Here is an 18,292-nt window from a genome sequence, read left to right as displayed (position 1 = left end):
GTCAGGTCACCTTCGTGGCGTGCGTGATGCGTGGGTCAAGGAAGGGGTAGAGCAGGTCGACGATCAGGTTGACCAGCACGAAGGCGGCGGCCGAGACCGCGACGATCGCCAGCACCACCGGGATGTCCTGGCGCAGCACCGCTTCCTGGGCCAGCCGGCCGACGCCGTTGCGCGAGAAGATGGTCTCGACCAGCACGGCGCCAGACACCGTATTGCCCACCTGCAGGCCAACCAGGGTGAGAATTGGCAGGGCGGCGTTGCGCAGGGCGTGGCGGGCCTGCACCTGGGCACGGCTCAGGCCCTTGGCAAAGGCGGTGATGATGTACGGCTCGTGCCAGACGCCCTGGAAACCACGCTGCAGTACCTGCGCATACACCGCTGCGCTGGGGATGGCCAGGGTCACGGCCGGCAGTACCAGGCTGGCGAAACCCTGGCTGCCGGTGGGCGGGAACCAGCCCAGGCCAAAGGCAAACACCTGGATCAGCAGCAGCCCCATCCAGAACACCGGCACCGAGAACCCCAGTGACGGCAGGCGTGACAACACCACCTTGAGCGGCCGCCATTGCAGGTAGGCCGTGAGGTAGGCCAGGCCAATGCCACCGAGCAACGACAGCACGATGGCCAGGCCGGCCAGCGACAAGGTCTGCGGCAGGCGCTCGGCCAGCAACTCGGTGACCGGCCGGTTGAGCGACAGCGAGCGGCCCAGGTCACCCTGCACGGCGCGCCACAGCAGGTCGAAGTACTGTTCGAAAAGGCCCTTGTCCAGCCCATAGTAGGCGCGGGCCTTGGCCAAGTCTTCGGGCGACAGGCCATCGGCCTCCATGCCCGAGGCGCTGAGCATGATCGCCAGGGTGTCGCCTGGTAGCAGATAAAGGATGAAGTAGGTGATGGTGTAGGCCCCCCACAACACCAGCAGCGCCTGGCCGATACGACCGATCAGGTAGCGGTTCATGGCTGGGCGACCTGGATATCGCTGAGGAAGGCGAAGCCTTCGGCCGTCCAGCGGAAGTCCTTGACCCTGGGTGCGGTGGCGGCCTGCCAGACACGCTCGTAAAGCGGAAACGCCGAGGCTTCGTCGACCAGCAGGTCCTGCAACTGGCCGTAGGCTTGAGCCCGTTGTTCGTCGCGGGTGGCGGTGATGCCGCTGTCGAACAGCGCCTGGGCCTGAGGCAGGGTATGTGGCTCGTAGGTGTTGGTGGCGAGCGTGGCGCTGTTGGCGGCGCGCGGGTCGAGAATGGTCTGCAGGATGATCGGGTCGGCGCGGGTCATGTAGGTGGAGGTGAGGTCGTAATTGCCCGACGCATTGCCGGCAACCCATTCGGCGCGGGTCAGCACGTTGAGCTTGAGGTCGATGCCGACCTTGCGCAGTTGGTCCTGGATCAGCACGTCGCCGGCGCTTTCGGCGGGCGTAAGGTTGTAGCGCAAGGTCAGGCGCTTGCCGTCCTTGTGCCGGTAGCCATCGTCGCCCTTGTGCCAGCCGGCCGCGTCGAGCAAGCGCTCGGCGCCCTGTGGGTCGTAGCCGAGCTTGTCGGCCTGGGCCTTGAAATACGGAGTAGTCACGTCATACACCCCGGACACCACCGGGAATTCGGCGTTGTATACGGTGTGCGCGTAGCTGGTGCGGTCGATGGCCTTCTGCAAGGCCAGCCGTACCTGACGATCGCCCAGCAGGCGGTCGTTGCGGGTGTTGGGGTACAGGTTGAGCGCCGGGCCAGGCAGCGAACGGCTCTGAATGGTCGCACCCTTGGCCTGGAACAGCTTGAGGTCGACTTCGGAGAACGGGTTGCGCGGCCAGAGGATGTCGGCCTTGCCCTGCAGAAACAGGCCGTTGCGCACGCTTTCTTCGGGAATGTAGGTGATTTCCACGGTATCCAGGTGAGCGGCACCGGGGTTTTTCACATTGGCCGAGGCCCAGGCGTAGTCCGGGCGTTTGACCAGCCGTGCGCCGACTTCCGGGGTGTAGTGTTCGAGCACGAACGGGCCGGTGCCGATGATCTTGCCCAGCGAACGTTCCTGGGCGCTCAGGGCGTAGGACGCCGGCGCCAGAATGGCCAGGTTGGTGGTCGAGGTCGCCTGCAGGAAGCCCGCGTTAGGGCGTGACAGCACCAGGCGCACGGTGAAGTCATCGACCACTTCGGCGTGATCGTAGCCGGCGAGGTAGGTCGCGCCGAAGGTGGCCGGCAACTGCGCGGCGAACGCTTTGTTGGTGTCGAAGGCGGTCTTCACCGCGTGGGCGTCGAATCGCTCGCCGTTACTGAAACTGACGTCTTGGCGCAGGTGGAAGGTGTAGCTCAGGGCGTCATCGCTGACTTCCCAGCTTTTTGCCAGCCAAGGGATGATGCGGCCGCTGTCCGGATCCTGGTCGGTGAGGGATTCGGCGACATTGCGCAGCAGCACGCGGTGTTCGAGCCAGTAGACCTGGAAGGGGTCGACGCTGACCAGGGTGGTGTTGTCGCCCCAGAAGGCGATGTTGAGGGTTTTGCTGGGGGCGTTCTCGGGCGCGGGGGAGCAGCCGGCGAGGGCCAGGGCCAGGGTGCAGGCGCTGAGCAGATGGCGGGCACGGCGGAGTCGCGGCATGGGGCGTTCCTTCTCTTGAATTTGGGTTGCCTTTGGCGGCCAGTCAGTCCTGGTAGTCACGCCCCTCGCGGTCCAGCTGCCGGATCAACGCATCCCAGTGCCGCGCAATCCCTTCGCCCAGCCCATCGGAAAACCGCTTCGATTGCTCGTGAACCTTGGCAATCGCCGCCGGTGCCGCATGCAGCAGCTGGTCATTGCCCCCGGCCTGCGCCGCCACTTGAATGTTGCAGGCGCGCTCCAGCCCATGCAGCTCGCGAAACGCATGTTCGACACTGACCCCGCCAGTGAGCAGGCCGTGGTTGCGCAGGATCAGGATGTTGCTGTCACCCAGGTTGCCCACCAGGCGCTGTTGCTCGTCCAGGTCCAGGGCGACGCCTTCGTAGTCGTGGTAGACCACCCGGCTGTAATAGGCCAACGCGTGTTGGGAAATGGGCAACAGGCCATCGCGCTGGGCCGATACGGCAGCGCCGTCGCGCGTATGGGTGTGCAGGACCGCCTTGAGGTCGGGCCGGGCGCGGTGGATGGCGCTGTGGATGACGTAGCCGGCCTGATTGATGCCTAGGCCCAGCGGGTCGTCGATGATCGTGCCGTCGACATCCACCTTGACCAGGTTGGAGGCACTGATTTCATCGAACAGCAAGCCGAAGGCGTTGATCAGAAAGTGTTCGTCTGGCCCCGGTACTCGCGCCGAAAAGTGCGTGTAGATGTGGTCGGTCCAGCGGAACAGGGCGGCCAGGCGATAGGCTGCGGCCAGCTTCACCCGTACCTCCCATTCCTCGGCGCTGACGCGCTGGCGAACGGTGTTGGCTTGCGGGGATACGACGGACAATGAGCTCATGATGTTCTCCAGAAAATAGGGTCAGTAGCCGCGCTGGATATCGACCAGGTTGCGCAGCGGCGCCTGTTCGCGATAACGGGCAAAGTTGTCGAGGAACGCATCGAGCAGCGCGGGGTAGCCGTCCTCGGAAATCGCCGAGGTGTGCGGCGACAGGAATACACGGGGGTGGTCGTACAGCGGGTGGCCTGCCGGCAACGGTTCAGGGTCGGTGACATCGAGGCTGGCACGGCCGATCTGGCCGCTGTCCAGAGCTTCGAGCAGGGCGCCCTGGTCAAGCAGCCCGCCGCGGGCGATGTTGATCAGGTGCAGGCCTGGTTTGGCTGCGGCCAACACCTGGCGGTCGATCAGCCCTTGCGTGGCCGGGGTGAGCGGGGCGGCGATGACCAGGTGGTCGCTGCGTGCGAACAGGTGCTGCAAGTGCTCGGCCCGCTCGACACCGGGCACCTCAGCAAGGGGCTGGCCCGGGCGGTTCAGCGCCAGTATGCGCATGCCCAGTGCGCTGGCCTTGTGCGCCAGGCTCTGGCCTATGCTGCCGAAGCCGAAGATACCCAGGGTGCGGCCGCGCAGGGGTGCCAACGGCGTCAGGCGCCAGTCGCTGTCCTTGACCCACAAGCCCGGCAGTTGCTTGGCGGCGGCGAACACCAGGGCCAGGGCGAATTCCGCGACCTGCTCGGCATTGGCGCCCTTGCCGCTGGTGACCGGTGGCCCCTGGAAGACCCAGTCAGGGTAGAAATCGATGCCTGACGACACCACTTGCACCCACCGCAGCGACCACGGCCAGCCGGGCGGTGGGGTGGCCACGCGGTTACCGCGTATGTTGATCGGGCGCACGATGAACACATCGGCGGGGGCATCCAGGTGCAACTGGCCTGGCGCGATGTCGATGACTTCATGGTCGGGCAGGTGCGCGCGCAGGTAGTGGTTGGCCTGGGGGTCAAGCTGGCTGGCAATGATCGAATGGCTCATGCTGCCACCTCCGCCAAGGCTGCGCGCCCGACCTGGGCCAGCAGCACATCGTCCTGAGGTGTGTGGATGCGGCTGCACAGCACGTCACGGTAGTGCCGCTCCAGCGGGTTGCGGCGCGACAGCCCTGGATTGCCGGCGGCTTCGATGGCCAGCTCCACCGCCTGGATGGCGTTGCGGCTGACCAGGTGCTTGATCTGCCCGGCATGGCGTGGGTCGATTTGCCCGGCAACGGCCGAGTCCAGCAGGCTGCGGTTGGCGAACAGCAGGGTGTCAATGCGCCCCACCACCTCCTGAAAGCGCGGCAGGCTGGCCAGCGGCGCGCCCAGGTTGGACGGTGCCCGGCGGTTGAGGAACGCTACCAGCCAGTCACGGGCCGCCTGGGCGACGCCGTCATAGAGCGCCGGCAGCAGCACGGACATCCACAGCATGGCAGTGCCGTCGAGTTCCGGGCGCGGTGCGCTGGCGGGGCTGACACTGACGGCGTGATCCAGCGGGACCAGCACGTCGTCAAAGCGCACCTCGTGACTGCAGGTAGCACGCATGCCCAGGTGGTCCCAGCCTTCGGCGATGCTGATGCCGGGCGTGTCCTTGTGTACCAGGAAGCCCCCGACCAGCGGGTCGCGGTCGTCGCTGCGGGCCCACACCAGGTACCAAGTCAGGCCGCAGCTGCCAGTGGAGTAGATCTTGCGCCCGGACAGCCGCCAACCTTCAGTGGTGCGCCGCGCCACGGTGGCTGGCAGGCCACCACGGGCGGGCGTGCCCAGCTCGGGCTCGACGCGAAAGGCGTTGATCAGCGCCCCGTTGGCCACCGCGTCACGGGCCACCTGCAGGCGCAGGTGCTCGGGCCAGCGGGCTTCTTCCTGCAGGCGAAAATGCTGCAGGTACTGCATGACCAGAATCAGCGCGGTGGACGGGTCGCCCTTGCCGACGGCAGCAACCACCTGGCGCGCGGTGGCCAGGTCGGCACCGCCGCCGCCCAGCGATCGGGGTACGGTGAGGCTCAGCAGGCCGTGACGATGGAGCAGGCTGAAATTGTCGGCCGGGAACTGACCGCTGCGGTCATAGCGCTCGGCGTTGGCGGCAAGGGCCTGGGTCAGTTCGGCTAGCGCGCTAGCAGATGGGGGGTGACTCATGGAGTATTCATCCCTGGAACACGGTGGGTTTCTAAGACCGTATTCGTATGGATGAACGCTGTAAAAGTCTTTTTAGTTCTATGCTAATTATTTGTTTGTAGAATAGAAGCTATTTTTATTATGCAAAAATTTTATTAAGTTGCGATTGCCATTGCCGGAGCGGCCAGCGTCACGCCTGCAGCCGATTACCGGCAATCTCGCCGAACAGCTCCACCGGCTCCTGCAGGTTGCCCAGATAACGCGGATGGAACAGCCACAAATCCACCTGCGGTTTGAAATCCGTCACGTTGACCACATCCAACGCATCCCGATGGCGGCTGCTCTGCAGCAGCGGCTCGGGCACCAGCCCCAGCCCTTGGCCGCTGGCGACGAGCCCCAGTTGCAGGTCGGTGCCAAAGGTCTCCAGGTTGATCGACAAACTCAGCCCCTGTTCGCTCAAGGCACGCTGTAGCCCCGCGCGAAAACCGCAGCCGTCAGGGTTGAGCACCCAGCCGCGGGTGTAGCAGTCTTTCAACTTGTAACTGCGCTTGCTGGCGCTGCCCTTGGCCGCCACTACCCGTAACGGCATGCGCCCTATCGAGCGGCTGGTGATGCCTTCGGGGAAGATTTTGCCGGGCGGAAACAGCGCGGCGGCCGCATCGAGTTCGCCGTTTTCCATGCGCGCGATCAGGCTGCTGCCCCAGCCGCTGGTGACCTGGGTGCGTAGCACCGGGTAGGTATCACGTATCTGCGCCAGGGCGTCGAGCAGCACCACATCGCCCAGGGTCTGCGGCACGCCCAGGCGCAAGGTGCCGGACGGGGCACCGTCATTGGCCACCAATTCACGCAGCGAGTCGATCTCGCGCAGGATCGCCTTGCATTGCTCATACACCCGCAGGCCCATTGGCGTGGGCTTGAGCGGTTTGGTGTTGCGGTCGAGGAGGGTGGCGCCGAGGTCTTCCTCGAAGTTCTGCACCCGGCGGGTGATGGCCGGCTGGGTCAGTTGCAAGGCCTCGGCGGCGAGGTTGGTCGACTGGCAGCGGATGACCGCCACGAAGGCGTCCATGTCATCGATTTTCATATTCGGCGCTCACATATTGGGGCTGTGGAACATACCTGGGGAGAATAATCCTCATTGCACGGAATGTCATAGCGCCAAGTGTGTCGAGCGCTGCCCGTCAGGCGCTTTCGCGGGCTACCAACTCGCACGTCAGCAGGTTCAGGCGCTGCACTTCGCCTTCATGGGCGACCACGCCCAGGTGCTGCAACACGCGCAAGGCCGCCACCTCGCCAATCTCCCGCGACGGCGGCCTGAGTGTGGTCAGGCTGGGCAACAGCATGTCGGCGAACGGGTAGTCGCCAAAGCCGACGATCGCCATGTCTTGCGGCAGCCGCAGCCCTGCACGTTGGCCGGCGAGCACGGCGCCTGCGGCCAGGTTGTCGTTGGCGAAGATGATCGCTTCGGGCCGCGGCGCACGGCGGATCAGCGCTTGCATCGCCTGCTTGCCCGCCTCGAACGGCGCGCAGTCAGCCGAGGGCACGAAAACCCAGGGCTCAAGCCCGGCATCGCGCAAGGCCTCGATGTACCCGTCGCGCCGCTCCAGCGCACTCAGGTCACCGGCCGCGCTGTTCTGCACGAAGGCAATGCGTCGATACCCTTTGTCCAGCAGGTAGCGGCATGCCTGCACGCCCACCTGGTGATGCAGAAAGCCGACCTGCAAGGGCGCCCGCTCGGGGCGGTAATCCCAGATTTCCACCACCGGCACGTCTGCCTCGGCCAGCATCTTTTCAGTCGCCGGGCTATGAAAATGGCTGGTGACCACCAGCGCTGCGGGCGACCAGCCGAGGAAGGCGCGTACTGCGCTCTCTTCCTGTTCTTCGCTGAAGTAGCTGGACGCCAACAGCAACTGATAGCCGTGGCGGCTGAGGGTGTCGCTGAAGGCCTGGATGGTCTGGGCGAAAATGGGCCCCGAGATGTTCGGTATCACCATGCCAACAATGCGCCCCCGCGCCGAGGCGAGGCCACCGGCAACTAGGTTAGGGACATAGCCCAGCGCCTGCACGGCAGCCTCGATGCGCTCGCGCAGGGGCGGCGACACTTGCTCGGGCTGGTTGAAGTAGCGCGACACGCTGATTGCCGAAACCTCGGCGGCGCGTGCCACGTCGGCCAGCGTGGCACGGCCTGCGCCACGACGCTTGCGGGGTGGATCCTTGGCCTGGCTCACGGGCTCGCCTCCTGGGGAAATGGCGCGATGTTAGCGCTAACGCGAGGGCGGCTGGCAAATAGCTTTATTGCATATCAATCTGACTTTTAAGTATTTGACGTGCTAAGTGACAGGCTCTGATACTTGTTCATGTTAGCGCTAACAAGCGCTGCTGTTGGCAAGCGCCTGCCACTCGCTCGAGCGAGACCAGACAACCACAGCACCCTCCGTGTCGGCCCGTGAATGTGGGCCTGGTCTGGTCCCATAAGGCAGTGAGCAGCATGCAGACAACTCCGTTTCCAACCACGCAACGCCGGCCGCTGGTCGCGGCTATTCTGTTGGCCGCCTTCGGCCATGGCGCCCAGGCCGATGAGCCTGCCCAAGCAGCGCAAGCCACGGCGCTGGGCGCGGTGACCGTCACCGCCACCCGCCGCGAAGCCACCCTGCAGGAAGTCCCCGTGGCGGTATCGGTGATCGACGGTGAGCAGCTCGAGCGTGACAACCGCAACAACGTGGCCAGCATCGTTCAGCAGGTGCCAACCCTCAATTACCGTGCAGGCGCTTCGAACAAGGACACGTCGCTGTTCATCCGTGGTGTAGGCACCATTTCCACATCCCCCGGCGTCGAACCTACCGTGGCCACGGTGGTCGACGGCGTCGTGTTTGGCCGCCCCGGGCAGTCTACCCTCGACCTGCTCGACCTGGAGCGCATCGAGGTACTGCGTGGCCCGCAAGGCACGCTGTTCGGCAAGAACGCCTCGGCCGGTGTGCTGAACGTGGTCAGCAAGGCCATCCCCGAGCACACCCAGGGTTATGTGGACTACTCGCACTTTGGCGGTGGCGATGAGAACCGCCTGCGCTTCGGCATCGGTGGACGCCTCAGCGAACAGCTCAAGGGTTCGCTGAGCACCCTGTGGGGCGACTACGACGGCAATGTCGAAAACGTCGCCAACGGCCACGACGTCAACGGTTACCAACGCAAGGGTGCCCGTGGCAAGCTGGAGTTCGAACCCAACGAAGAGCTGCGCCTGACCCTGATCGCCGACTACATGAACGGCGAAGACACGCTGCCCAGCGGTGTGATCACCCGCGCGAGTGCCGGGGTTGCCGACCCACTGCGCCCCGTCACGCCAAGTGCCCACAACCGCGACATCAACAGCGACTTCAAGACCCATGTCGAAGACCAGAACCAGGGCCTGTCGGCCCAGCTCGACTGGCAGCTGGGTGACTACACGCTGACCTCGATCAGCGCCTGGCGCGGCTGGGACAACACCCAGTACCAGGACGGCGACCGCCGTGCATTGCTGCCCGTGACCGCCTCCCATGACAAGGGCACTGTGGACTATGACCAGTACAGCCAGGAGTTTCGCCTGACCTCGCCCAAAGGGCAGTTCAACGAGTACGTGCTCGGCGCCTTCTACATGCACGGCACCTCCAACGAAACCTACCGGCGCCTGTCGGTCAACGACAGCGTGGCCAACAACGGGCGGGCGGACTACTCGACAAGCAACGACAGCGTCGCGCTGTTCGGTGAGAACACCTTCAACTTCACTGACGACTTGCGGGCCATCTTCGGCCTGCGCTGGACCCACGACGACCTGGAATACGATCACCGCCGCGTCTCTACCTCGGCCACTGCGGTCACCGGCATCCAGCCTTCGACGGCAAGCTCGGGTTCGGTGGATGAAGACGGCTGGAGCGGGCGCACCGGCCTGCAGTACGACTTCAGCGACAACCTGACTGGCTACGTCACCTATTCGCGCGGCTACAAAGGCCCGGCCTACAACGTGTTCTTCAACATGCAGCCGCGCGACACTGACGCCCTCAAACCGGAAACCTCCGACGCCTACGAAATCGGCCTGAAAAGCACGGCGCTAGACAACCGCCTGACGGCCAACCTGGCGGTATTCCACACCGACTACGACAACTACCAGGCCAACTTCTTCGACACGGTGGCCAACCAGGTGGTAACCCGCCTGGTCAACGCCGGCAAGGTCAAGACCCAGGGTGTGGAGCTGGACGCCAGCTTCCAGGCCACGTCGCAGTTGAAGTTCACCACGGCGGTGGCCTACACCAAGGCCCGTGTCGATCACTTCAACTGCCCGGCAGGGGCGGCCGCCAACTGCAACATCGACGGTGGCCACTTGCCGTTTACCCCGGACTGGAAGACCTACGTGCGCGCGGACTACGTGATCCCGCTGGACAACGGCCTGGATGTCGAGCTTTCCAGTGACTACAGCTGGCAGGACGCGGTGCAGTTCAGCCTCGACCAGAACCCCGACACTGTGCAAGGCGCCTACGGCATCTGGAACGCCAGCATCGCCCTGGCCGACTACAACGATGGCTGGCGCGTGGCGTTGCTGGGCAAGAACCTGGGTGACAAGTCGTATGCGCAGATGCTGGCCAGCGGCGGTGACTACATCTACCGCTCCGTGCCGCGCGATGACGGGCGCTACTTCGGCGTGCAGGTGCGCAAGGACTTCTGACCAACCGCAGTATGCCGGGCACGCACGGTTGGGTGGCAGAAGCACCCACCGTGCAGGCAGCTTGCTTGCGACCTTAACCCTTCACAAGGAGATCGACATGCGTCGCCAACTCAGCCTGGGCGCCTTCCTCATGGCCACCGGGCACCACGTGGCCGCCTGGCGGCACCCGGACGTACCGGCTGACCCCATGGACTTCAGCAGCTACCGCCGCGCCGCGCAGATCGCCGAGGCTGCCTGCTTCGATGCGTTGTTCGTCGCTGACAGCGTCGCCGCGCCAACCGATGCCCTGGCCAGCCACAGCGCCCGCTCCACCTACTTCGAGCCGCTGACCTTGTTCTCGGCACTGAGCGCAGTCACCGAACACATCGGCCTGATCGCCACCGTCACCACCAGTTACAACGAGCCGTACCACGTGGCCCGCAAGTTCGCCTCGCTGGACCATCTGTCCGGTGGCCGCGCCGGCTGGAACCTGGTCACCTCCGATGCGGCCGCCGAAGCCGGCAACTTCGGCCGCCAGGCGCATATCCCGCATGCCGAGCGGTATGCCCGGGCCCGTGAGTTCCAGCAGGTGGTGCAGGGCCTGTGGGACAGCTGGGCGGACGATGCCTTCGTGCGTGACAAGGCCAGCGGGTTGTTCCACCGCCCTGATGGCGTGCGCGCACTGAACCATGCCGGTGAGCACTTTCGCGTCAAAGGCCCGCTGAACGTTGCACGTTCGCCCCAGGGGCGGCCCGTGCTGGTGCAGGCCGGGTCCTCGCAAGCCGGTCGCGAGCTGGCCGCGCAAACTGCCGAAGTGGTGTTTACCGCGCAACCGAGCCTGGTCCGCGCCCAAGCCTTCTATGCCGACCTCAAGGGCCGCCTGGCCGCGTACGGGCGGCACGAGGATTCGCTGAAGATCATGCCCGGCGTGTTTGTGGTGGTCGGGCACAGCCAGGCTGAAGCCGAAGAGAAGTACCAGCAGTTTCAGGAACGGGTCGACCCGCGTGTAGGCGTCGGTTTGCTCGGGCGCATGCTCGGCAACTTCGACCTGTCCGGGTACCCGCTTGACGGCCCGCTGCCCGAACTGCCGCCCACCGAAGATGGCCAGCGCAGCCGCCAGCAACTGCTTACCGAACTGGCCGGCAACGAACAACTGACACTGGCGCAGCTGGGCCGGCGCATCGCCGGCGGGCGAGGGCACTACAGCCTGATCGGCACCGCGACGCACATCGCCGATGAACTGCAGGCCTGGTTCGAGGGCCGCGGCGCTGATGGCTTCAACGTGCTGGTGCCGCACTTGCCCCTCGGGCTTGAGGATTTCGCCTGCCAGGTCGTACCCGAACTGCAGCGCCGCGGGCTGTTCCGCCGCCAGTACCAGGGCCGAACCTTGCGTCAACACCTGGGCCTGCAACGCCCTGCCAATCCCTTCTTTACCGAACGAGGTCAACCATGAGCTATGCAGCCAACCCCGAGCGCTACGCGCGCATGCCTTACCGCCGTGTTGGCCGCAGTGGCCTGGTGTTGCCGGCCCTGTCCCTGGGCCTGTGGCACAATTTTGGCGACGCGACGCCTATCGACACCCAGCGCGCCTTGCTGCGCACGGCATTCGATGCCGGCATCAACCACTTCGACCTGGCCAACAATTACGGCCCGCCCTATGGCAGCGCCGAGCGCAATTTCGGCCGTTTGCTGCGTGAGGACCTGCGCAGCTACCGCGACGAGCTGGTTATCTCGAGCAAGGCGGGCTGGGACATGTGGCCTGGCCCGTACGGGCAGGGCGGCAGCTCGCGCAAATACCTGATCAGCAGCCTGGACCAGAGCCTGCAGCGCCTGGGCCTTGATTACGTCGACATCTTCTATTCGCACCGCTTCGATGCCGACACCCCGCTGGAGGAAACCGCCATTGCCCTGGCCGACATCGTGCGCCAGGGCAAGGCGCTGTATGTGGGCATTTCTTCCTACTCGGCCGGCAAGACCGCCGAGATTGCCGCACTGCTGGCTGAACTGAAAGTGCCGTTGCTGATACACCAGCCTTCGTACAACCTGTTCAACCGCTGGATCGAGCGCGACCTGCTGGCCACCACCGACGCGCTCGGCGCCGGGGTGATCGTGTTCACCGCGCTGGCGCAGGGCCTGCTCAGCGACAAGTACCTGAACGGCATTCCCGCCGATGCCCGGGTCAACCGCGCTGGCGGTGGCTCGTTGTTGCCTCAGCACCTGTCGCAGGCCAACATCGCCCGTGCCCGTGCGCTCAACGACATTGCCCGTGAGCGTGGCCAGAGCCTGGCCCAGCTGGCCCTGGCCTGGACGCTGCGCGACCCGCGCGTGAGTTCGGCGCTGATTGGCGCGAGCCGGCCCGAGCAGATCATCGAAAACGTTGCCGCGCTCGACAACCTGTCGTTCACCCCCGAGGAGCTGGCGGCCATCGACCAGTACGCCGTGGAAGGCGGGATCAACCTCTGGGAAAAACCCTCGACCGACTGGAAGGAGTGACCGATGCGTGTGCTGCGCCTTGCCGTCTTGCTGCTGAGCTTTGTTGGAACTGCCCAGGCGGCGGACCCTGCGACGTTACGTATTGGCTATCAGAAGGGTTCGATCAGCCTGGTCCTGGCCAAGCAGCATGGTTTTCTGGAGCAGCGCTTTGCCAATACCCGGGTCCAATGGATCGAGTTCCCGGCCGGCCCACAGATGCTCGAGGCTCTGAATATTGGCAGCCTCGACATCGGCTCCACCGGCGACATCCCGCCGATCTTCGCCCAGGCGGCTGGTGCCGACCTGCTGTACATCGGCGCGGAACCACCCAAGCCGCAAGCCGAGGTGATCCTGTTGCCCAAGGGCAGCGCGGTCGCCAGCGTCGCTGACCTTAAGGGCAAGCGGATTGCCCTGCAGAAAGGTTCCAGTGCGCATAACCTGTTGCTGCGCAGCCTGGCCAAGGCCGGCTTGAGTATCCGCGATGTGCAGCCGGTGTACCTGGCGCCCGCCGATGCCCGCGCCGCGTTCGAGCGCGGCAGCGTGGATGCCTGGGCGATCTGGGACCCGTTCTATTCGGCGATCGACCTGGAGGGCAAGGCGCGGCTGCTGGCCGACGGCCAAGGGCTGGGGTTGATCGGGCCGTTCATGCTGGGGGCGCGTGGTTATGTCGAGGCGAATGGAACGTTCGTTGGCCAACTGCTCGATGAGATCAGCCGGGCCGAGGCCCTCACGCGCAGCGATGAAGCGGGCAGCATTCAGTTGCTGGCACAGTTCATGGGGTTGCCGGAGGAGGTGGTACGGCGCAGCTTCAGCCATCGGCCAGCTTCGCCCGTGATACCGGTGAGCAATGAAATCATCGCGGCGCAGCAGCGCACGGCGGAGCTGTTTTTCCAGAACAAGGTGCTGCCCAAGCAGGTGGATATCGCCGGGGCGGTGTGGCAGCGGGATTGAACCTGTACTGTGGTGGGAGAGGCTGACCCCACCAAAAAAATTAATCTAAATCAGATAGCTAGAGTTATATGTTAATAAGTTACTTAAGGTGACTCTAAAGAGCTGCCGGCGGTTTCCAGGGTCAACCCCGCGCAAACGCCAGCAGCTTCTCGCCATCGAGCCGATACCGAAGCCACTCACTCTGCGCCTCGGCGCCCAACGACTGGTAAAACCCGATTGCCGGCGCGTTCCAGTCCAGCACGCTCCATTCCAGGCGCCCGCAATTGTTCTCCACGGCCTCGCTGGCAATATGGCGCAGCAGTTTGCGCCCAGCGCCATCGCCGCGCTGCTCGGGCGTCACGTACAGGTCTTCGAGGTAGATGCCATTGCGCCCGAGCCAGGTCGAATAGCTGTAGAAGTACACGGCAAAACCAACCGCCAGGCCATCACGCTCGCAGATCAGGCTATGCACGGTACTGCCTTCGTCAAACAGGCTGCGCTCGATGTCGTCGACAGACGCAACGACCTCGTGCCGGGCACGTTCGTAGTCGGCAAGTTCGGTGATGAATGCCAGAATCTGCGCGGCATCGGTACGCACGGCGGGGCGAATGGTGAGGCTCATGGGGCAGGCTTCCTTGAACTGAACGAAATCGGTACAGTATTTGTATCTATTTAATTTAGCGAAATTGTACCGGTCGCAAGGCAGGGCGACTCCGTTAGTGTGACAGCACCAATAATGATTGTGGAATGCCTGCCATGCTTGCCTCTGCCGACCTGCTGACAGCCTTTGTGCTGTTTGCCTTCGTATCCTCCATCACCCCGGGGCCGAACAACACCATGCTGCTGGCCTCCGGCGTGAACTTCGGCGTGCGCCGTTCGATCCCGCATGCCATTGGCATCAGTGTCGGTTTCATGGTCATGGTGCTGGCAGTCGGTTTGGGGCTGGGCGAGGTGTTCAAGGCATGGCCGGCGCTGTACACCATCCTGCGCTACACAGGCGCCGCCTACCTGTTGTACCTGGCCTGGAAGATCGCCACCTCGGGGCCGATCGGCACAGCCTCGGGCAGCGCCCGCAAACCGTTGGGCTTCTGGGGCGCTGCGGCATTTCAGTGGGTCAACCCCAAGGCCTGGGTAATGGCAGTGGGGGCAATCACCACCTACACACCGGCCCAGGGGTACGTGATGAACGTGGTCGTCATCGCCGCGCTGTTCGCCCTGGTCAACCTGCCCAGCGTCGGGGTCTGGGTCATGTTCGGCAGCGCCTTGCGCAACCTGTTGCAGAATCCGCGTTGGCTGATGCTGTTCAATGTCCTGATGGCCGTGCTACTGGTGATTTCGCTATACCCGCTGCTGTTTGTAGAATCGGCGTTTTCATAGACCGATGAGTACAGCAAGCCCATGCAGTTGATCCCGTGGTCCCACCATTGCTCCGAAGGCTTCACCCTGCGCGGCTGGCGTACACCGGCCAGTGGCAAGCCTTTGTTGCATTTTCTGCATGGCAACGGCTTCTGCTGCCTGGCCTACCAGCCGTTGCTGATGCGCCTGGGCGAGCACTTCGACCTGTGGCTGTGCGATGTGCAAGGCCATGGCGACAGCGACCATGGCGGTGCGTTTCGCGGCTGGAACCGCACGGCTGAATTGGCAGTGGAGGCGTTCGAGCGCGGGCGTGGCGAATATGGTGAGGTGTCGCGTGTTGCCCTCGGGCACAGTTTTGGTGGCGTGCTCACGGGGCTGATCCTGGCCAGTAAGCCGCCGTTGTTCGAGCGCGCCGTGCTGCTCGACCCGGTGTTGTTCAGCCGCAGCATGATCGGCGTGATGGGCGCCGCCGCGCTGGTTGGCCTGCACCAGCGCCATGCCTTGGCGCGCAAGGCTGCCAGCCGCCGCAGCCATTGGCCCGATCGCGAAACAGCGCTGGCCTCGCTGCAGGGCCGCGGTATCTTCAAAGGCTGGAGCGATGCGGCGCTGCAAGCCTATGTCGAGCATGCCATTGGCGATTGCGGCGAGGCGGTGGTACTCAAGTGTCGGCCCAGCCGCGAGGTGGAGATTTTCAGTTCGTTCCCCAAACGCATGTGGGCGAACCTGGCCGCGATCCAGACACCGACGCGGGTGCTGTATGGCGAACAGACCTACCCCTTCGTACCGCATTCGGTGAAGCGCCTGGTGGCGCTGAACCCGAACGTGACTGCCCAGCAGGTCGCGGGTGGGCACTGTTTCATGCAGGAAGACCCAGCGCTGGCGGCAGCGTCCGTGCTTAGCTTTCTAAACTGAAGGTTGTCCTATTGGTGGAACGATGCATGCTATTTCAGCCGTCTACCGGCTGATTGGTATCATTGGTAAGGTGATCCCAGCCAAGAGAGAGGAGACTTCTCATGAAAAAGATTCTGGGTATTCACCGCAGCCCTCACCCCCACTGGGTAGGCGATGGCTTCCCGGTGCGCAGCCTGTTCACCTATGACAACCTGGCCAGCCAGATCAGCCCGTTCCTGTTGCTGGACTATGCCGGCCCGCACACCTTTACCCCGACCAGCGCCCGGCGCGGCGTCGGGCAACATCCGCACCGTGGTTTCGAGACCGTGACCATCGTCTACCAGGGCGAACTGGAGCACCGTGACTCGACGGGGGCGGGGGGCCTGATCGGCCCAGGCGACGTGCAATGGATGACAGCTGCCAATGGCATCCTCCATGAAGAGTTCCACGCCCCGGCGTTTGCCCGCAGTGGCGGTACGCTGGAGATGGTGCAGCTGTGGGTCAACCTGCCTGCGCGTGACAAGCGCGCTGCGGCGGGGTACCAGACGCTGCTGGCCACGGACATCCCTGTAGTGGCGCTGGACGGCGACGGTGGCAGCCTGCGGGTGATCGCAGGTGAGTACCAAGGGCAACCAGGCCCTGCGCGGACCTTTACCGCCATGGATGTCTGGGACATGCGTTTGAACGCTCAGGCGAGCGTGCAACTGCCCGTCGCGGCGGGGCGTAATGCAGCCCTGGTGGTGTTGCGCGGCAGCGTGCGGGTCAACGGTGAACGCGAAGCCGGGCCGGCCAGCCTGGTGCTGTTCGAGCGTGGCGGTGAGGGCATTGCCATCGAGGCGCTGGAAGACGCCAGCGTGCTGTTGCTCAGCGGTGAACCGATCGATGAGCCGATCGTTGGTTACGGGCCGTTCGTAATGAACAGCGAGGCAGAAATCGCAGAATCGTTCGATGATTTCCATGCCGGACGGTTCGGGCAGATGCAGGCCGAGACCGCTCGTCGTTAACTGCCAGCAGCCGATCGAACAGTACTGGCCCACCAGCGATCTTCCACTAAGGTGCTAGGTGATTCCCCGCACGATCATTGCTCTGGCGCATGGACGGCCGCCGGAGCATGCGCAATATCAATTGGCACCTTGCCTGGCAAAGGCGTACCTAACCAATAGGCCATCCAGTACAGAGAGGGTCGTACAATGTCGTTGATAGGCGTTTCAATGCTGGAAATGCGGCAGATGATCGAGCAAGCCTGCCTGCCTGATCGCTGCGAAGTCAGTTGCGCGGATGGCGCTCACCTGACCATTCGCCTGGGCCAGGGGCAAAGCCTGGAAGAGGGGGTGACCCTGACCGGGGTAGACCTGCAGGGCCTCAACAGTTGCCGCGACGTGGTGAACCTGGTTACGCAGTTGCACGCGCTGCGTGACAAACCCACCACGCCGCTCAGGGCGATTGCCTGAGCCTGCCCGTAGAGCCCGGTCAGCCCAGGCTGGCCGGGCGCACATACTCCGGCATCAGGCCGTTGAACCAGAACAGGATCATCGACACCAGGATGGTCACCAGCACCAATAGCCCAACCCCCCACACACAGGCGGCGAACAGCATTGCCTGTTCCTTGCGCAGGCGTAAGAAAGTCTGCAAACCGCCGAACAGCAGCACGCTGGCATACGCCGAGGCGGCCAGCAGCGCCACCAGTGCCAGCCAGCGAATCGGCAGCAACCCGACAACCCCGGCAAAAAACCACGGCGTTGCGCAGTAGGCGGCAAAGCCGATGCATTGCTGCAGGCTGGGTTGTGCGTCAAAGCCGCGTGACATCCAGCGGATCATCACCCCCATGATCATCACCCCGACCACCGTGACGGCATACAGCAGGCACGCCAGCTGCGCCGCGCTGACGAGGCTCAGGCGCACGCGTTCTTCGCCGGCAAGGCTCCAGCCAAAGGTGGTAGTGCCGACGAAGAGGCACACGGCAGGGATCAACGCCAGCGCCAGCAGGCGCGGCAGGTATTGCTGCGGGTGGTCTTCTTCGGCCCGGCGGATCTCCATCCAGGCATCAGACGGGTGGGTGAAGAGCTTGAGCAACGGACTGTTCATGGCGATCTCCAGAAGGCATGGGCTCTTGTGCTATGGAGACGTGGTGTTGCCGGCAGGTTCAGCCCACTTGGCCGCCGTTGATCGGCTTATTGCAACTCCAGCAGCAGGTTGAGCCCGCCATCGCCGCACTTGCCTTGGTCACGCACCACGCCGCGGTAACTGCGGCCGTCCCAGATGAACGCCACGCTGTGGGCACGGTCGACCTTGTCAGGCAGTGGCGGGCAGATGTGCAAACGCAGCGCAGGGCGGCCCTGCAGGTTGATGGCGGCGAGCTGGCATTGGCATTCAACGCTCTGCGCCACAGGGCCGAACAACGTATCGCGTACGTAGTCGAGCTGCAGTGAGGCGTTGGGAGAGCGGCCGGGCATTTTCATCGGTGCGCAGCTCCATGGCAGG

The 18,292-nt window shown here is 64.3% G+C and carries 18 protein-coding genes; 8 read left to right on the top strand and 10 right to left on the bottom strand.

Features of this window, described 5'->3' with window-relative positions; all coding sequences use genetic code 11:
- Position 1: 1 nt before the first annotated feature.
- The 7 genes from DJ563_RS07190 to DJ563_RS07160 form a co-directional block, all read right to left on the bottom strand.
- A complete protein-coding gene (locus tag DJ563_RS07190; protein WP_274097857.1) occupies positions 2-952 on the bottom strand; it encodes an ABC transporter permease in 951 nt (316 codons plus the stop codon).
- Positions 949-2,577 carry an ABC transporter substrate-binding protein gene (locus DJ563_RS07185; RefSeq protein WP_434519145.1) on the bottom strand — a complete coding sequence of 543 codons (1,629 nt, stop codon included), beginning with the start codon at positions 2,575-2,577 and terminating at the stop codon, positions 949-951. The genes DJ563_RS07190 and DJ563_RS07185 overlap by 4 nt, the downstream gene beginning before the upstream one ends.
- A gap of 43 nt (positions 2,578-2,620) precedes the next feature.
- Entirely contained in the window at positions 2,621-3,415 is a 795-nt protein-coding gene (locus DJ563_RS07180; RefSeq protein WP_434519144.1) for a class II aldolase/adducin family protein, read from the bottom strand.
- A 21-nt stretch (positions 3,416-3,436) separates the two neighbouring features.
- Entirely contained in the window at positions 3,437-4,381 is a 945-nt protein-coding gene (locus DJ563_RS07175; protein ID WP_434519143.1) for a D-isomer specific 2-hydroxyacid dehydrogenase family protein, read from the bottom strand.
- Positions 4,378-5,514, bottom strand: a complete 1,137-nt coding sequence (locus DJ563_RS07170; protein ID WP_434519142.1) for an acyl-CoA dehydrogenase family protein — start codon at positions 5,512-5,514, stop codon at positions 4,378-4,380. The genes DJ563_RS07175 and DJ563_RS07170 overlap by 4 nt, the downstream gene beginning before the upstream one ends.
- Positions 5,515-5,683: 169 nt before the next feature.
- Positions 5,684-6,574, bottom strand: coding sequence for a LysR family transcriptional regulator (locus tag DJ563_RS07165; protein WP_274097862.1), 891 nt, complete (start codon positions 6,572-6,574; stop codon positions 5,684-5,686).
- A 97-nt stretch (positions 6,575-6,671) separates the two neighbouring features.
- On the bottom strand, positions 6,672-7,718 hold the full coding sequence (locus tag DJ563_RS07160; RefSeq protein ID WP_434519141.1) for a LacI family DNA-binding transcriptional regulator: 1,047 nt from the start codon (positions 7,716-7,718) through the stop codon (positions 6,672-6,674).
- Between the two features lie 260 nt (positions 7,719-7,978).
- Between DJ563_RS07160 and DJ563_RS07155 the strand changes: the two genes are divergently transcribed.
- The 4 genes from DJ563_RS07155 to DJ563_RS07140 all read left to right on the top strand — a co-directional run bounded on the left by DJ563_RS07155 (position 7,979) and on the right by DJ563_RS07140 (position 13,585).
- Entirely contained in the window at positions 7,979-10,183 is a 2,205-nt protein-coding gene (locus DJ563_RS07155) for a TonB-dependent receptor (RefSeq protein ID WP_434519140.1), read from the top strand.
- A gap of 97 nt (positions 10,184-10,280) precedes the next feature.
- Positions 10,281-11,615 (top strand): LLM class flavin-dependent oxidoreductase, encoded by a 1,335-nt coding sequence (locus tag DJ563_RS07150; protein WP_434519139.1) that lies wholly within the window; start codon positions 10,281-10,283, stop codon positions 11,613-11,615.
- Positions 11,612-12,655, top strand: a complete 1,044-nt coding sequence (gene mgrA, locus DJ563_RS07145) for an L-glyceraldehyde 3-phosphate reductase (RefSeq protein ID WP_274097866.1) — start codon at positions 11,612-11,614, stop codon at positions 12,653-12,655. Before DJ563_RS07150 ends, mgrA begins: the two co-directional genes overlap by 4 nt.
- 3 nt (positions 12,656-12,658) lie before the next feature.
- Positions 12,659-13,585 (top strand): aliphatic sulfonate ABC transporter substrate-binding protein, encoded by a 927-nt coding sequence (locus DJ563_RS07140; RefSeq protein WP_434519138.1) that lies wholly within the window; start codon positions 12,659-12,661, stop codon positions 13,583-13,585.
- Between the two features lie 121 nt (positions 13,586-13,706).
- Here DJ563_RS07140 and DJ563_RS07135 read toward each other — a convergent pair whose 3' ends face one another.
- Positions 13,707-14,186, bottom strand: coding sequence for a GNAT family N-acetyltransferase (locus tag DJ563_RS07135; protein WP_274097868.1), 480 nt, complete (start codon positions 14,184-14,186; stop codon positions 13,707-13,709).
- A 125-nt stretch (positions 14,187-14,311) separates the two neighbouring features.
- On the opposite strand from DJ563_RS07135, the gene DJ563_RS07130 reads away from it, so the two are divergent.
- The 4 genes from DJ563_RS07130 to DJ563_RS07115 all read left to right on the top strand — a co-directional run bounded on the left by DJ563_RS07130 (position 14,312) and on the right by DJ563_RS07115 (position 17,262).
- On the top strand, positions 14,312-14,941 hold the full coding sequence (locus DJ563_RS07130; protein WP_077068416.1) for a LysE family translocator: 630 nt from the start codon (positions 14,312-14,314) through the stop codon (positions 14,939-14,941).
- Between the two features lie 21 nt (positions 14,942-14,962).
- Positions 14,963-15,832: an alpha/beta fold hydrolase gene (locus tag DJ563_RS07125; RefSeq protein ID WP_434519137.1), complete on the top strand. Its 870-nt coding sequence runs from the start codon at positions 14,963-14,965 to the stop codon at positions 15,830-15,832.
- A gap of 101 nt (positions 15,833-15,933) precedes the next feature.
- Positions 15,934-16,815, top strand: coding sequence for a pirin family protein (locus DJ563_RS07120; RefSeq protein ID WP_274097870.1), 882 nt, complete (start codon positions 15,934-15,936; stop codon positions 16,813-16,815).
- A 186-nt stretch (positions 16,816-17,001) separates the two neighbouring features.
- Positions 17,002-17,262, top strand: coding sequence for a DUF1652 domain-containing protein (locus DJ563_RS07115; protein WP_434519136.1), 261 nt, complete (start codon positions 17,002-17,004; stop codon positions 17,260-17,262).
- Between the two features lie 19 nt (positions 17,263-17,281).
- Here DJ563_RS07115 and DJ563_RS07110 read toward each other — a convergent pair whose 3' ends face one another.
- Both DJ563_RS07110 and DJ563_RS07105 read right to left on the bottom strand, forming a co-directional pair.
- Positions 17,282-17,896, bottom strand: a complete 615-nt coding sequence (locus tag DJ563_RS07110; RefSeq protein WP_047583215.1) for a Yip1 family protein — start codon at positions 17,894-17,896, stop codon at positions 17,282-17,284.
- Between the two features lie 86 nt (positions 17,897-17,982).
- The gene (locus tag DJ563_RS07105; RefSeq protein WP_274097872.1) at positions 17,983-18,270 is read right to left on the bottom strand and encodes a hypothetical protein; all 288 of its coding nucleotides are present in this window, start codon (positions 18,268-18,270) and stop codon (positions 17,983-17,985) included.
- Between the last annotated feature and the right edge of the window lie 22 nt (positions 18,271-18,292).

The sequence above is a fragment of the Pseudomonas sp. NFX1 genome, assembly GCF_051123555.1.
Classification (GTDB): Bacteria; Pseudomonadota; Gammaproteobacteria; order Pseudomonadales; family Pseudomonadaceae; genus Aquipseudomonas; species Aquipseudomonas capeferrum.
The sequence above is the reverse complement of the archived record's forward strand: the minus strand, read 5'-3'. Positions and strand labels throughout refer to the sequence as shown.

Coding starts and splice junctions, on each gene's coding strand:
- DJ563_RS07190 (WP_274097857.1), bottom strand. CDS start 952: ATGAACCGCTACCTGATCGGTCGTATCGGCCAGGCGCTGCTGGTGTTG.
- DJ563_RS07185 (WP_434519145.1), bottom strand. CDS start 2,577: ATGCCGCGACTCCGCCGTGCCCGCCATCTGCTCAGCGCCTGCACCCTG.
- DJ563_RS07180 (WP_434519144.1), bottom strand. CDS start 3,415: ATGAGCTCATTGTCCGTCGTATCCCCGCAAGCCAACACCGTTCGCCAG.
- DJ563_RS07175 (WP_434519143.1), bottom strand. CDS start 4,381: ATGAGCCATTCGATCATTGCCAGCCAGCTTGACCCCCAGGCCAACCAC.
- DJ563_RS07170 (WP_434519142.1), bottom strand. CDS start 5,514: ATGAGTCACCCCCCATCTGCTAGCGCGCTAGCCGAACTGACCCAGGCC.
- DJ563_RS07165 (WP_274097862.1), bottom strand. CDS start 6,574: ATGAAAATCGATGACATGGACGCCTTCGTGGCGGTCATCCGCTGCCAG.
- DJ563_RS07155 (WP_434519140.1), top strand. CDS start 7,979: ATGCAGACAACTCCGTTTCCAACCACGCAACGCCGGCCGCTGGTCGCG.
- DJ563_RS07150 (WP_434519139.1), top strand. CDS start 10,281: ATGCGTCGCCAACTCAGCCTGGGCGCCTTCCTCATGGCCACCGGGCAC.
- mgrA (WP_274097866.1), top strand. CDS start 11,612: ATGAGCTATGCAGCCAACCCCGAGCGCTACGCGCGCATGCCTTACCGC.
- DJ563_RS07140 (WP_434519138.1), top strand. CDS start 12,659: ATGCGTGTGCTGCGCCTTGCCGTCTTGCTGCTGAGCTTTGTTGGAACT.
- DJ563_RS07135 (WP_274097868.1), bottom strand. CDS start 14,186: ATGAGCCTCACCATTCGCCCCGCCGTGCGTACCGATGCCGCGCAGATT.
- DJ563_RS07130 (WP_077068416.1), top strand. CDS start 14,312: ATGCCTGCCATGCTTGCCTCTGCCGACCTGCTGACAGCCTTTGTGCTG.
- DJ563_RS07125 (WP_434519137.1), top strand. CDS start 14,963: ATGCAGTTGATCCCGTGGTCCCACCATTGCTCCGAAGGCTTCACCCTG.
- DJ563_RS07120 (WP_274097870.1), top strand. CDS start 15,934: ATGAAAAAGATTCTGGGTATTCACCGCAGCCCTCACCCCCACTGGGTA.
- DJ563_RS07115 (WP_434519136.1), top strand. CDS start 17,002: ATGTCGTTGATAGGCGTTTCAATGCTGGAAATGCGGCAGATGATCGAG.
- DJ563_RS07110 (WP_047583215.1), bottom strand. CDS start 17,896: ATGAACAGTCCGTTGCTCAAGCTCTTCACCCACCCGTCTGATGCCTGG.
- DJ563_RS07105 (WP_274097872.1), bottom strand. CDS start 18,270: ATGAAAATGCCCGGCCGCTCTCCCAACGCCTCACTGCAGCTCGACTAC.